Raw genomic sequence first — 13,204 nt, forward strand, 5'->3', positions numbered from 1 at the left:
CAGAGAACGCAGTCGCGCGTGAACGGGAGGGAGACCACCCATGGCACGCCTCACCCAGGCGATGCACCACCGCACCCATCACCGCACCCCGGACCGGAGCGTGCTGGGGATCGCCGGAGCGGTCCTCGGCGCGATCGGTCTCTTCGCCCTGCCGATCGTGTGCGGTCCGCTCGCCGTACTCTGCGGCTATTCGGCGGTGGGCGGGCGCGGAGCCGGCCTCGGCACCGCACGCCGTGCAGTGCGCGGCGGCGGCCGCCGGAAACCCGTGGCCGCGTTGGTCGCCATCGTGCTCGGCATCGTCGACACGGTCCTGGCGATCGTGCTGATCGCCGCGAGCCCGGGCGCCGGCCCACTCGCCTGAGTCACCGGCCGCGGAGCGATCGGCACGGTACCGGGCCGCCCCCGCGTCCGGCGGCCCGTCACTGCCCGACGCGTCCGTCGACGCATTCGCGCAGCAGGTCGGCGTGGCCGCAGTGCCGGGCGTACTCCTCGATCCGGTGCACCATGAGTTCGCGGACCGCGATCTCCTCGCGGCCGATGCGGGCGCCGAGGTCCTCGTGCCGCGCCAATTCGGCATCGGTGGCTGCCTGTTCACGCTCGAGGTCGGCGTACGAAGCGTCCACCACGGCCTGATCGCCGAGGGCGCCGTCGAAGTCCGCGTCCCGTACTCCGTAGATCTTGGGCTCGGGTTCGCCGAGGGTGATCCAATTGCGCCAGTCGCGTTCCACTTCCGCGAGGTGCCGGATCAGGCCGAGCAGTGACATGGTCGACGGCGGGACCGAACGGCGGGCCAGTTGCTCGGCGTCGAGGCCCTCACACTTCATCCGGAGCGTTTTGCGGTAGCTGGTGAGGTAGTCGTCGAGCGTCGCGAGCTCACCCTCGGGGCCGTCGCCGTCGGTCTCACGAGGGTCGTTGTCGGGGTCCGTCCACATGTCGGGGTAGACGGTCGCCCGGGTCCATCGTTCGGGTTGGTCAGTCATGCCGCCCATACTTGTGCGTGGCCGAGGGGATGCGCCACCGGGTTTGCTCCGGACCCCGCCGTGGGCGGGAGGGGCTGGTCAGGTGATCGAGGCCGGGGCGTAGATTGCGGGTCGAGGCGGTCGAGGCGGTCGAGGGGGAGAGATGGCGATGGATGCGCGGCGGACGGCGGAGCGGCTGCGGTCGGTCACGGCTGAACTGTCGGACCTGTTCTACGAGCGGGACGACGTCATCCGTACGCTCACGGTGGCGATGCTGGCCGGACAGCACTCGCTGGTGATCGGCCCGCCCGGCACTGCCAAGTCCGAGCTGGCGCGCGAGCTGACGGGCCGGATCGAGGGCGCGAACTACTGGGAGATCCTGCTCAGCAAGTTCACCGCGCCGACCCGGATGTTCGGTCCGATCGACGTGGCGGCGCTCAGTCGTGGTGAGTACCGGCAGGTGTTCGACGGGCGCGCGACGACCGCGCATATCGCGTTCATCGACGAGATCTTCAAGTGCTCCACGGCGGCGCTGAACGAGACGCTCGGTCTGCTCAACGAGCGCATATACCACCCGGAGAACGGCGGCGAGCCGATCCGTTGCCCGCTGATCAGCGCTATCACCGCCTCCAACGAACTTCCGGCGGGCGACGACAGCGCCGCCATCTACGACCGGCTCCTGGTCCGCCTCGAGGTGGGCTATCTCGCCGATCCGTCGAACTTCGCCGGTCTGGTGCGGTCCGCGGTCAGTTCGGCGGCCGCTGCGACGAGAACCACGGTACAGCTGGCCGAACTGCAGCATGCGGTGGCCGAGGCCGTACCGGCCGTGGTGGTCCCGGATGCGATCGTGGACGCCCTGTGCACGCTGCGTGCGGCCTTGCGGCGCGAGGAGTTGATCGCATCGGACCGGCGCTGGCGGCAGTCGGTCCGGCTGCTGCAGGCGAGTGCGTTCCTGGACGGGCGGGAGTCGGTGGACTCGTCCGATCTGTCGGTCCTCACGCATGTCCTGTGGGACTCCCCCGCGCAGCGTCCGACCGTGGAGCGCGAAGTACTGCAGCTGGTCAATCCCGACGCCAGGGAAGCGCTCGATCTCGCCGATGCCATCGACGAGTTGGAGACCGAACTGGAGGCGAGGACGGGGCAGTCCCGGGAGGCGCTGAGCGACTGGGCGATCAGGGAGGCGCTCACGAAGCTCAACAAGGCCGGCAAGCGCCTGGAGAAACTGCTGAGCGAGTCCCGGACTCCTGGACGCGGCACGGCCGAGCGCGTGATGGGCCGTCAGCGTGCCGTGCATGCCCGGGTGTTGACCGAGGCACTCGGGGTCGACGCCAGCCTCGTGCAGGACCGACTCTGAGCGGCGAGGAGCCGGGATGGCACGCGACACACTGCGAGAGCTGACGGACCGGGCGGGCAGATGGCTCGGTCCGTCGGCCGCGGCGGGTGCGAACTCGGCGGTCGTCGCGGACCGGTTCGACGCCATGGCCTGGCGTGAGGCGAGCGACCAGGCACCCGCGCTGCACATGCTCGCCCGCAGCCTGAACCTGCGCCACGACCACACCGACGACCTGCTCGCGGACGTGTTCCTCCTCGCGTACAAGGTCGCCCCGCGGGTACGCGAGCGGGCCGCGATGGCACCGTCACGACTGGTCAACCACGAGATCGTCGCGGCGCTCGAGAACAGCCCGGAGTTCGCGGAGCTGCACCGCGAGACGTCGGGCGATCCTTACGCGGCAGCGATGGCCGTCCTGGCGCAGGGCGAGGCACTGCGCCGGATGCTCGAGCGGGCCGCCGACGTCGCGGAGCGGGCGGCTCGGGCCCAGCGGGCGCGGGAGGAGGCCGGCCGGGCGGCCGCTGCCGTGGCCGGCGCGCTCGACGAGGCCGCGGGTGACGCCGCCTCGGACGGCACCGTCGCGGACGGTGCGGCCGACGGCGTGGCCCGGGCGTCGGCAGCGGCCGAGGGCGCGGAGGCCGCCGCACAGCAGTCCGCGTCCCAGGCCGAAGAGGCGATCGCCGCGGCGGCTCCCGGCATCCGGGCGGATGCGCGGCGATCCACTGCGGACGCCGCCGAACAGGCCCATGAGGAGAGCGCGTTGATGCGCGCGTGGGGTGTCGGGCCGGGCGAGCTGGGGCGGATGCCGTACGACAAGCGGGCACGGCTCGCCGAGCAGCTGCGTACCGGAAGGCTCGGCCGGTTCGCGGACCTCATCGGCCGCTTCCGGCTGATGGCGGAGGGAGAGCGTGCCCGCAAGGTCGAGGAGGCCAGCGGCGAACTGGTCGGGATCACCTTGGGCGACGACCTGTCCTGGGTGATCCCCTCCGAGCTGGCGCACCTCGGAGTCCCGGCCATGCGGAGCGTGTTCGCCGCGCGCCTCGCCGAGTCCCGGTTGATGCTCTACGACAGCCGGGGCGAGCAGGACACCGGCAAGGGCGCGATCATCGCGTGCGTCGACTGCTCGTACTCGATGGAGGAGTCGGGACCCGGCGGGATCACTCGGGAGGCCTGGGCCAAGGCGTGTTCCCTGGCGCTGCTGGACCAGGCCCGTCGCTCGGGGCGGGACTTCGTCGGCGTGCTGTTCTCGTCCGCCGAGTCGGTGAAGGTGTTCCGATTCCCGGCAGTCCGGCCGGCCGAGATCGAGCAGGTCCTGGAGTTCGCCGAGCACTTCTTCGGCGGAGGCACCAACTATCGGGCGCCGCTCTCCGCGGCCGTCGCCGTGCTCGAGGCGGAGTTCAACACCGAGGGCCGGCAGCGCGGGGACATCGTGATGATCACCGACGGGGAGTGCGGTGTCACCGAGGCGTGGATGCGGACCTGGAACGACGCCAAGCAGGCGCTCGGCTTCCGGGCCTTCGGGGTCGCTGTCGGCGCGCCGGAGGCCGCGCAGCCGGGCCGCGCCCTGGACGCGTTGTGCGACAACCTGCGCAGCATCGAGGACCTTACGGACGTGCGGGCGGCGGGTGACCTGTTCCGGGCGATCTGAGGATCGGGTCCGGAGCCGTCGGGTGCCCGGGAAAGCCGTCGAACTCTGCGCTCTCCTGACCGAGTCGGCCGCTGCCCGCCTGGCCGTCGAGCGCTGCATGACCTTTGCGTCGAGGTCCGCGACGAGCATCGCGCTGCCGTGTTCCCCGTTGACGTACACACGTGTCGCCGGCCACGGGAAGCAGCCGACGCCGATGCGGCTCGTCTTCGGCTCGCGCACCTTCCGCTCCGTCTCGGCGACTTGGATGAGCCGCACAGGGCGTCCCGGTCGACGCGCGAGACGTCGATCGAGATCGCACCGCCGGATCCGGCCATGGCGCGAAGCTCTGAACAATGGTTCACTTCATTTATGGCCTACCGCAAGACCGATGCCGAGGTTCGCCGGCTCGAGGCGGCCCGTGAGCGCCTCGTCGACCGGGCGACCGTGGTCGTCGCCGAGGTGGGCTGGACGCAGGCGTCCGTCACGGCGGTCGCGAACGCCGCGGGGATCGCCGCGGGTTCGGTGTACCAGCACTTCCCGTCCAAGGCGGCGCTCGCCGTCGAGGTGTTCCGGCGGGCGGCGGGCCGTGAGGTGGAGGTGCTGGCCGAGGTGCTGCAGAGCCCGGACGGCACCGCGGTGGAGCGGCTCGCCCGCGGAGTGCAGGTCTTCGCGCGGCGCGCGTTCGAGAACCGCGGTCTCGCCCACGCGCTGCTCGTCGCTCCCGCGGAACCGGCCGTCGGGGCCGAACGACTCGACTACCGCCGTCGCTACCAGGCCCTGTTCGCCGACGTCGTCCGCGAGGGCATCGACGCGGGCCTCCTTCCGCGCCAGGACGGGCGGATCACCGCGGCCGCGCTGACGGGCGCGGTCGGCGAGGTGCTCGTGGACCCGCTCGGCGCCGACCGGCCGCGCGAGGCCGGGGAACTCCTCACCGAGCTGACCGCCCTGGCTCTGCGCTGCGCGGGCGCCCGGCCGGAGCCGCCCTGATGCCGGACCGCTCGGACGCCCACGCCCACGCCGTAGAGGAGAGGCCGATGCCCGCCGCCACGCCGCACAGCAACCCCACCGCAGTGACGCACGAGGTCACCAATCAGCCTCCGCCGCTGACCGGCCACGACGTCGCCGACGACCCGGTCCTCCTTGAGGGCGTGGCCCGTGAGGGCGCCGAGTGGTGCCTGGAGGACCTGCACCGTACGGGTCGGCTGGCCGGCAGCGAGCAGGTGCAGCGCTGGGCGGACGAGGCCAACCGGTACGAACCGGAGCTGCGCACCCACGACCGCTACGGCAATCGCATCGACGAGGTCGACTTCCACCCCTCCTACCACGCACTGATGGACGTCGCGGTGCGCGAGGGCCTGGCCGGCAGCGCCTGGGCCGACGAGCGGCCAGGGGCCCACGTGGCGCGCGCCGCCGGGTTCATGGTGTGGAGCGGCACCGAGGCCGGACACGGCTGCCCGATCTCCATGACGTACGCCGCGGTCCCGGCCCTGCGCCACTCCCCCGACCTCGCGAAGACGTACGAACCACTGCTCACCAGCCGTGCGTACGATCCCGGGCTGCGCACTCCGGGCGAGAAGCAGGGGCTGCTCGCCGGTATGGGGATGACGGAGAAGCAGGGCGGCACGGATGTGCGCGCCAACACCACGACGGCCGCCGAGCAGCCGGACCGCAGTTGGCGGTTGCGGGGTCACAAGTGGTTCACCAGCGCCCCGATGAACGACCTGTTCCTGGTGCTCGCGCAGGCTCCGGCCGGGCTCTCCTGCTTTCTCGTGCCGCGTGTCCTGCCGGACGGCAGCCGCAACACGTTCCGCATCCAGCGTCTGAAGGACAAGCTCGGCAACCGCTCGAACGCCAGCAGTGAACCCGAGTTCGACGACACCGTGGCCTGGCTGGTGGGTGCGGAGGGCAGGGGGGTGCGCACCATCATCGAGATGGTGACGATGACGCGTCTGGACTGCGTCCTCGGATCCGCCTCGGGGACCCGTGCCGCGCTTGCGCAGGCCGCTCATCATGCTCGGCACCGCTCGGTGTTCGGGGCCGAGCTGATCGACCAGCCGTTGATGCGCAATGTGCTCGCCGATCTCGCCCTGGAGTCGGAGGCGGCGACCACACTGGGGCTGCGCCTGGCCGGGGCTGTCGACCGCGCACAGCGCGGGGACTCCACGGAACGCGCCTTCCTCCGGCTCGCCACCGCAGTCGCCAAGTACTGGGTGTGCAAGCGGCAGCCCGCTGCCGTCGCCGAAGCTCTCGAGTGCCTCGGCGGGAACGGGTACGACGAGGCCTCGGGCATGCCGCGCCTGTACCGCGATGCCCCGCTGAACGGCATCTGGGAGGGCTCCGGGAACGTCAACGCACTCGACATGCTGCGGGCGCTCGCGCGGGAGCCCGAGTCCTTCGACGCGTTCCGCGCGGAGATCGAGGCGGCCGCGGGCGCGGACCGTCGGCTCGACGTCGCGTGGCGGGAGTTGCGGAACCGGCTGGTACTGACCGAGGACGCGCCGCTGCGGGCCCGTCGGGTGATCGAGCGTGCGGCCCTGGTGCTGCAGGGCTCGCTCCTGGTACGCCATGCGCCGCACGCGGTGTCCGACGCGTTCTGTGCGTCGCGGCTCGCCGGGGACCGCGGCCTGGCGTTCGGCACGCTGGCGGCGGACACCGATCTCGACGGCGTGCTGCAGCGGCTGCCCTGCTGACGGGCCCGGCCTCCCGCTGACCTGCCGGTTCGGACCTCCGTGCACTGTGGCCCACAATCCGTTGGAGACGAGACGAGCCGTCTTGCTATGGTGGGCCCATGGTCTTCTTCTACTTTCTCTGAGTCCGGGCACGGCCTTCGTGTCGCCGTCTCGACGGCGCTCGCCGCCGCCCATGCGGCCCGCGTAGCCGTCCGTACGGCCTTCGTGGCCGTTTCTGCTGCCCGTAGACCCCACCCATCGCAGGGGAAGTACCATGCGCGAACGCGCCCCCATCCATTCCACCGTGCCCGCTTCCGTGGCCCAGCTGTCGGTCAGGGACGTCACCAAGTCCTACGGCACCCGTAGCGTCCTCGACCAGGTCTCCTTCACCGTCCGGCCGGGCGAGAAGGCCGCCGTCGTAGGCGAGAACGGCTCGGGCAAGTCCACCCTGCTGCGCCTTTTGGCGGGCGCGGAGGCGCCGGACCTCGGCGAGATCACCGTCGTCTTCCCCGGCGGCACGGGCCATCTCGCCCAGACCCTGGATCTCGATCCCGTCTGCACGGTGCAGGACGCCGTCGACCTCGCCCTCGCCGAGCTGCGCGACATGGAGCGCAGGATCCAGGCCGCGGAGAAGTGCCTCGGCGACGCTTCACCGGACGAACTCGCCGCGTACGGCGAGCTGTTGACCACGTACGAAGAACGCGGCGGCTACCGGGCGGATGCCCGTCTGGACGCCGCCATGCACGGTCTCGGACTCACCGGAGTGACCCGCGACCGCGTGCTCGGCTCGCTCTCCGGCGGTGAGCAGTCCCGGCTCGCGCTCGCCTGCGTCCTGGCCGCCGCACCCGAGCTGCTGCTCCTCGACGAGCCGACGAATCACCTCGACGCATCGGCCGTGCACTGGCTCGAGGAGCATCTGCGCGCGCACCGCGGCACCGTCGTCGCGGTCACCCACGACCGCGGGTTCCTGGAACGCATCGCGACCACGATCCTCGAGGTCGACCGGGACTCCCGCACGGTGCACCGGTACGGCGACGGCTGGGCGGGCTACCGCTCCGCGAAGGCGTCCGCCCGCCGTCGCGCGGTGCAGGACCATGCCCAGTGGCTCGAGGAGCTGGCCCGCTCGGAGGAACTGCTCGCGGCGGCCACGAAACGCCTGTCCGGCACGGGCAGGGACCCTCGGCAGGGCTTCGGCAAGCACCGCCGTTCGCACGAGGCGAAGCTCGGCGGGCAGGTGCGCGCGGTCCGTGAGCGCCTCGCCCAGCTGCAGCGCAACCCGGTGCCCGCACCGCCGGAACCCCTGCGGTTCACGGCCGCACCGACGACGGCGCGCGAGGCCGACGCGGAGGCGCTTCGCACAGCCGGCGCCGACCGCACGGTCGCCCGCCTCGATGGCGTACGGGTCGGTGAACGGCTGCGCCTGGACGGCGTGTTGACTCTCTCGCAAGGGCAGCGGCTGCTGGTCACGGGCAGGAACGGCGCGGGCAAGAGCACACTGCTGCGCCTCCTGGCCGGTGACCTCGAGCCGGACGCCGGCACGGTGCGGCGCCCCGCACGGATCGGCTACCTGGCACAGGAGCTGCCGGCGCGCATCACGCGCCGCTCCCTGCTCGCGACCTTCGCGACCGGACTCCCGGGTCCGGCCGAGGACCATGCGCAACAGCTCCTCGCGCTCGGCCTGTTCCGGGAGGAGGACCTGTTCGTCGAGGTCGCGGCGCTCTCCGCAGGGCAGCAGCGCCGGCTGCAGATCGCCCGCCTGGTCACGCGCCCGGCGGACCTGCTCGTACTCGACGAACCGACGAATCACATCGCCCTCGACCTGGTGGAGGACCTTCAGGCGGCACTCGCGGCTTATCCGGGCCCGGTGGTCGCGGTCTCGCACGACCGCGGCTTCCGCGACCACTTCCCCGGGAATCGGCTCGAACTGCACGACGGCCGCGTCAGCACACCGACGACGACACCCCTTCAAGGAAACGGAGCGACCCGATCATGACCGGATCAGCCACACCCCAGGACCTCGCCCGCCGGACCTCAGCCGCCGTCGACGCGGCGGTCGGTGCCGGGCGCGACCTCGGGCTCACCGTGACCGATGCGACGGTGCTGCACGATCTGTTCTCCGTGGTGGTGCATCTCGCACCCTCCCCGGTGGTGGCCCGCATCCCCGTGGTCCTGCCCTCGGCTCCGGATCCGGCCGCTCTGTCGCACCGGCAGCAGGACGAGCTGGATGTGGCGCAGTGGCTCGCGGAGCAGGGCACGCCCGTGATCCCGCCCAGCCCACTGGTCCCGCGCGAGCCCGTGCAGCGGGACGGATTCTCGATCACCTTCTGGACGCACCTCGCGGAGGACTCCGGCAAGGAGCCCGACTACGTGGCGAACTCCGAGAGCGTGGCGGCGCTGCATGCCGCGCTGCGCGCGTATCCGGGGAAGCTGTCCTTCCTGTCCGCCGCGGAGCCGTCGTTCGTCACGGAGGGCCTCACGCTTCTCGAGCAGCAGCCCGTGCTCGTGACCCGGGAGGACCTGGAACGGGCGCGACGGGAGTGGCGGGTCCTGGAGCCGCTCGTGCGCTCCCGGGCCGTCTTCGAGGAGGCCTTCCCGGGTGTCGAGGTGCAGCCGGTGCACGGCGACTCCCCGCCCGCGAACATCTTCCACGGGGTGGACGGCGACCTCTACTCCGATTTCGAGATGATCACGCTCGGCCCCGTGGAGTGGGATCTGGCCTCGCTCGGACCGGAGTTGGAGGCGGCGTACGACCGCGGTGCGCGCCGGGCCGGTCTGCGGCCGCTGCGGGGGGACGTGCTGCGCTTCGTGAATGCCCTGGGGAGCTTGCGCGCGATCACCGTGCTCACGCTGGTGCCGCAACTGCCCGTCCTCGAGGAGTACATGAAGCCGGCCATCGACCAGTGGCGGACGATGCCGTTCGCCGGCGGTCTGGCCGGCTGAGCAGCGGGGAGCCCGTCCGGCGTACGTCCGTCGGGCGGGCCCCTGTCAGTCGGCTACGGCCGCGGCGGTGCCGGCGGAGGTCGCTGCGACGGTACGCATCACGGCGGCGTTGACCGCGTCAGCGCCCCAGCTGCCCTGCTCCCCCGCCTCGTCAGTGCCGGCGGCCGTCGTCATCCCTGGTTCGGTGGACGGCCACGGCGTGGCCCGCGCCGCGCCCTTCCGCGCGGGCCACGATCAGGCCGTCCCGGCAGCGGACGGCGGCCTCGGTGAGGTCGTCCGGAGCGTCGAGGCCGATCGCTGCGGGGACCGTACCGGCGTCGTCGAGGACGATGCGCAGGCGCGGCAGTTGTTCCGGGGGGAACACCCGCAGCAGACATGCGACGAGATCGACGATCCGCAGGCGGGCCAGACGGCCCGTCTCGGCGGGGTCCCCCGTCACGACGACGCAGGTCACGGCTTCACCCTGGGGCGCGTCTCGCAGTGCGTCCCCGACTGCGGACAGACGGCGCACGCCGAGGACGACCACCATCGCGTCCTCGTCCAGATCGACCGGACGCCCGGTGACCTCGTCCACGAGACCGCCGGGCGCCTCCCAGTCCGCGCTGGTGGCAGCCGCCGGTGCGACGTACGGCAGATGGGGCGGATCGGCGTCGTCGGTCAGGGGCGTGGCGGCCAGATGTCCGGCGGCACGGGCGATGTCGAAGGGGTCGTGGACGCCGGGGGCGTTCTCGGCGAGGCTCGCCGTGCCGTGCAACAGGGTCAGGGCGAGTGCGGCGCGCCGGACCGCTCCGGTCCGCAGTGGAGCATGCGGCTCGAGCGCGAGGGCGAGCAACTGGGCCTCGAAACGGGCGAGTTCGGCCAGCGCCTCGCGGGCCGGTTCGCCGGCGACGACTCCCGAGAGCGAGCGCAGCTGGAGGTGTCCCTGACTGGGGGTGTCGCCGATGAAGGGCAGCCGTTCGAGCCAGATCCGGGCGAAGGCGCTCAGCGCCTGCTCGGCATCGGCGGGTGACTTCGCGGGAGGTTCCGCGATCGCCCGGTCCTGCTCGGCCGCTGCGGCGAGCACCGCGAGATACAGGGCGCGCTTGCCCGTGAAGTTGGAGTAGACGGCGCCGCGGGTCAGTTCGGCGCGCTCCGCGATCCGGTCCACCTTGGCGTCGGCGAAGCCGCGCTCGGCGAACTCCGCGCGGGCGGCGACGAGCACCGCGGCACGGGTCCGTTCCTGTTGCTGTGCGCGGGTCAGTCGCACCATCCGTACCTGCCTTCCATCGGGCCGTGTCATGATACAGATGGCATCCGGATGATGACGTCATCCGAATTTCTCGGACACTGGAGGAACGAGCAGTGAGCCCGCCCCACGACCAGGACACCCGACTCCTCGTGCTGCACGCCCTGCGCTGCGCCGGCGCCTGCGGTACGGACCGCATCGGCCACGTCACCGGCGTCGGCCCGTTCGACGTCGAGTCGGAGCTCATCGATCTCGGTGCCGCGGGGCTCGTGACCCGTATGTCTCGCGACATGCCCTACTGGAGCCTCACGGACGCCGGCCGGGCGGCCGCGGCCCTGCGGATCCGGGACGAGCTGGATTCGGCCGCCACACGCGACACCGTGGCGGCGGCGTACGAGCGGTTCCTGGTGCTCAACCCCGAGCTTCTCGACCTCTGCCGAGCCTGGCAACTGCGGCCCGTCGACGGCGTCTTGACCGCCAACGACCACCGCGATGCCACCTACGACAGACATGTCCTTGACCTGTTCGCGGACCTCGACCGGCGAGCCGAGCCGGTACTCGACAAACTGACCGCGGCACTCCCGCGGTTCGGCCGGTACCGGGTGCGCTTCGCCGATGTACTGGGCCGCGCCCGCTCCGGCGAGCTCGAGTACGTCACCGACAGCACCCTTTCGTTCCACACGATCTGGGCGGAGCTGCACGAAGACCTGCTGGCCACCCTGGGGCTGCAGCGATGAAGTGGATCCGCCACCTGTCCGCCGAACCGGACGAACCGGCCGAGGAGTTGGGCGGCAAGGCGCACGGGCTCGTGCTCCTGCATCGCCTCGGTTGCCGGGTGCCGGCGGGCTTCGTCATCACCGCCGCGGCCTGCCGGGCCTTTCTGCGGGACGGGCGCGCACCTGACGGTCTGCGGGATGAACTGGTCCGAGCTGCGGGCGAGTTGGAGCGCGGCACGGGACGCGTGCTGGGTGGCCCGGAGGCGCCGCTGGCCGTGTCGGTACGTTCCGGCGCCGGCGTCTCGATGCCCGGCATGATGAACACCGTCCTCAACCTCGGTCTCACCACCGCGGCCACCGAAGGTCTGGCCGCGGAGACGGGTGACAGGGGATTCGCCGAGGACTCGCGGCTGAGGTTCCTCACGAGCTTCGCCGGCGCGGTCACCGACGCGGACGTGGCCGGCGTGACGGCCGGGCACCAGAGCGATGCCGGGGCCGCCGCGCGGGCGGTGCAGGACCTGGTGCTCGACCGCTGCGGCCGCCCCGTCCCGGACGACGCCGTCGGCCAGTTGGAGTGGGCGGTGGAGTCCGTGTTCGCCTCCTGGAACACCCCTCGCGCCCGCACCTACCGTTCACTGAACGGGATCCCCGAGGACCTCGGCACCGCCGTGGTCGTCCAGCGGATGGTGTTCGGGAACCGCGACGGCCGCAGCGGGACCGGCGTCGCCTTCAGCCGCGATCCGAACACCGGCGGGAGCACGCCGTACGGCGAGGTGCTGTTCGGGCGGCAGGGCGAGGACGTCGTGTCCGGCAGTACGACGACCCGGCCACTCGGGGACCTCGCCGAGCGGGAGCCGCAGGTGTGGAGCGAGCTCCTCGGCGCGCTCCGCCGGATCGAGGCCCACTACCGCGATGCCTGCTACGTCGAATTCACCTTCGAGGCAGGCGAGTTGTGGCTGCTTCAGGTCCGACCCGGCAGGTTCGTGGGTGGCGCGGCCGTCCGCCTCGCCACCGAACTCGCCGACGAGCGGATGATCGACCACGGCGAGGCGCTGCTCCGCGTCGCTCCCGGCCACCTCCGGCACGCCCGTACGCCGCGCGTCGCACCGTCCCCCGAGACCGAGGTGCTCGCCCGCGGGGTGGGTGCCTGCCCCGGTGTGGCGGTGGGGCGCGTGGCAACCACCGCGGAAGGTGCCGTGCGTATGGCCCGGGGCGCGCCGGTGATCCTGGTCCGCCCGGAGACGTCCCCGAACGACATGCACGGACTCGCCGCTGCGGCCGGGATCGTCACCGCGCGCGGCGGCCCTGCGAGCCACGCGGCGGTGGTCGCCCGGTCGATGGGCAGACCCGCGGTCGTCGGCGTCGTCGGCCTCCGCGTCGACTCCGGGTCCGGCTCGATGACGGTCGGCGGACGCACCGTGACCGACGGCACCCTGGTCACCATCGACGGAACCGGCGGCGAAGTCGTCCTCGGCGCCCCACGCATCGTCGAGAACCCGGCCGGGGGCTCGCTGTCCCGGCTGCTCACCTGGGCCGACGAGATCTCCGGTCGTATCGCACACGCCGCCTCGGACCACTCCCCGTGCGACGAGATCTCCGGTCGTATCGCACACGCCGCCTCGGACCACTCCCCGTGCGACGAGATCAGCCGCCTGGAGGCCGCGCACGCCGTACTCCGAGCGCGCTGAACCTCGCATGCCGCTCCCCCCGGCTGCGCACCACGGGCGGCAGCCGCGCC

The 13,204-nt window shown here is 72.2% G+C and carries 12 protein-coding genes; 9 read left to right on the forward strand and 3 right to left on the reverse strand.

Features of this window, described 5'->3' with window-relative positions; translation table 11 throughout:
* Positions 1-40 precede the first annotated feature (40 nt).
* Positions 41-361 carry a small hydrophobic protein gene (locus DSC45_RS03995; RefSeq protein ID WP_119287145.1) on the forward strand — a complete coding sequence of 107 codons (321 nt, stop codon included), beginning with the start codon at positions 41-43 and terminating at the stop codon, positions 359-361.
* Positions 362-419: 58 nt separating this feature from the next.
* On the opposite strand, the gene DSC45_RS04000 is transcribed toward DSC45_RS03995, so the two are convergent.
* Complete coding sequence (locus tag DSC45_RS04000) at positions 420-989, reverse strand: DinB family protein (RefSeq protein WP_119287147.1); 570 nt, start codon at positions 987-989, stop codon at positions 420-422.
* Between the two features lie 133 nt (positions 990-1,122).
* Between DSC45_RS04000 and DSC45_RS04005 the strand changes: the two genes are divergently transcribed.
* The 6 genes from DSC45_RS04005 to DSC45_RS04030 all read left to right on the forward strand — a co-directional run bounded on the left by DSC45_RS04005 (position 1,123) and on the right by DSC45_RS04030 (position 9,525).
* On the forward strand, positions 1,123-2,313 hold the full coding sequence (locus DSC45_RS04005; protein WP_119287149.1) for an AAA family ATPase: 1,191 nt from the start codon (positions 1,123-1,125) through the stop codon (positions 2,311-2,313).
* A gap of 16 nt (positions 2,314-2,329) precedes the next feature.
* Positions 2,330-3,937, forward strand: a complete 1,608-nt coding sequence (locus DSC45_RS04010) for a VWA domain-containing protein (RefSeq protein WP_119287151.1) — start codon at positions 2,330-2,332, stop codon at positions 3,935-3,937.
* A 348-nt stretch (positions 3,938-4,285) separates the two neighbouring features.
* Positions 4,286-4,903, forward strand: a complete 618-nt coding sequence (locus tag DSC45_RS04015; RefSeq protein ID WP_119287153.1) for a TetR/AcrR family transcriptional regulator — start codon at positions 4,286-4,288, stop codon at positions 4,901-4,903.
* A 47-nt stretch (positions 4,904-4,950) separates the two neighbouring features.
* Positions 4,951-6,606, forward strand: coding sequence for an acyl-CoA dehydrogenase family protein (locus DSC45_RS04020; protein ID WP_119287672.1), 1,656 nt, complete (start codon positions 4,951-4,953; stop codon positions 6,604-6,606).
* Positions 6,607-6,859: 253 nt separating this feature from the next.
* A complete protein-coding gene (gene abc-f, locus DSC45_RS04025; RefSeq protein ID WP_119287155.1) occupies positions 6,860-8,578 on the forward strand; it encodes a ribosomal protection-like ABC-F family protein in 1,719 nt (572 codons plus the stop codon).
* Positions 8,575-9,525 (forward strand): phosphotransferase, encoded by a 951-nt coding sequence (locus DSC45_RS04030; protein ID WP_119287157.1) that lies wholly within the window; start codon positions 8,575-8,577, stop codon positions 9,523-9,525. Before abc-f ends, DSC45_RS04030 begins: the two co-directional genes overlap by 4 nt.
* A 45-nt stretch (positions 9,526-9,570) precedes the next feature.
* Here DSC45_RS04030 and DSC45_RS36770 read toward each other — a convergent pair whose 3' ends face one another.
* Both DSC45_RS36770 and DSC45_RS04040 read right to left on the reverse strand, forming a co-directional pair.
* Positions 9,571-9,699: a hypothetical protein gene (locus DSC45_RS36770; RefSeq protein WP_276145439.1), complete on the reverse strand. Its 129-nt coding sequence runs from the start codon at positions 9,697-9,699 to the stop codon at positions 9,571-9,573.
* Positions 9,677-10,804 carry a TetR/AcrR family transcriptional regulator gene (locus DSC45_RS04040; protein ID WP_346426643.1) on the reverse strand — a complete coding sequence of 376 codons (1,128 nt, stop codon included), beginning with the start codon at positions 10,802-10,804 and terminating at the stop codon, positions 9,677-9,679. Before DSC45_RS04040 ends, DSC45_RS36770 begins: the two co-directional genes overlap by 23 nt.
* 62 nt (positions 10,805-10,866) lie before the next feature.
* Between DSC45_RS04040 and DSC45_RS04045 the strand changes: the two genes are divergently transcribed.
* Both DSC45_RS04045 and DSC45_RS04050 read left to right on the forward strand, forming a co-directional pair.
* Positions 10,867-11,487 (forward strand): transcriptional regulator, encoded by a 621-nt coding sequence (locus tag DSC45_RS04045; RefSeq protein WP_119287161.1) that lies wholly within the window; start codon positions 10,867-10,869, stop codon positions 11,485-11,487.
* Positions 11,484-13,154, forward strand: coding sequence for a pyruvate, phosphate dikinase (locus DSC45_RS04050; RefSeq protein WP_119287163.1), 1,671 nt, complete (start codon positions 11,484-11,486; stop codon positions 13,152-13,154). Before DSC45_RS04045 ends, DSC45_RS04050 begins: the two co-directional genes overlap by 4 nt.
* Positions 13,155-13,204: the final 50 nt, after the last annotated feature.

Origin of the sequence: Streptomyces sp. YIM 130001 (assembly GCF_003574445.1) — a bacterium.
Lineage (GTDB): Bacteria > Actinomycetota > Actinomycetes > Streptomycetales > Streptomycetaceae > Streptomyces.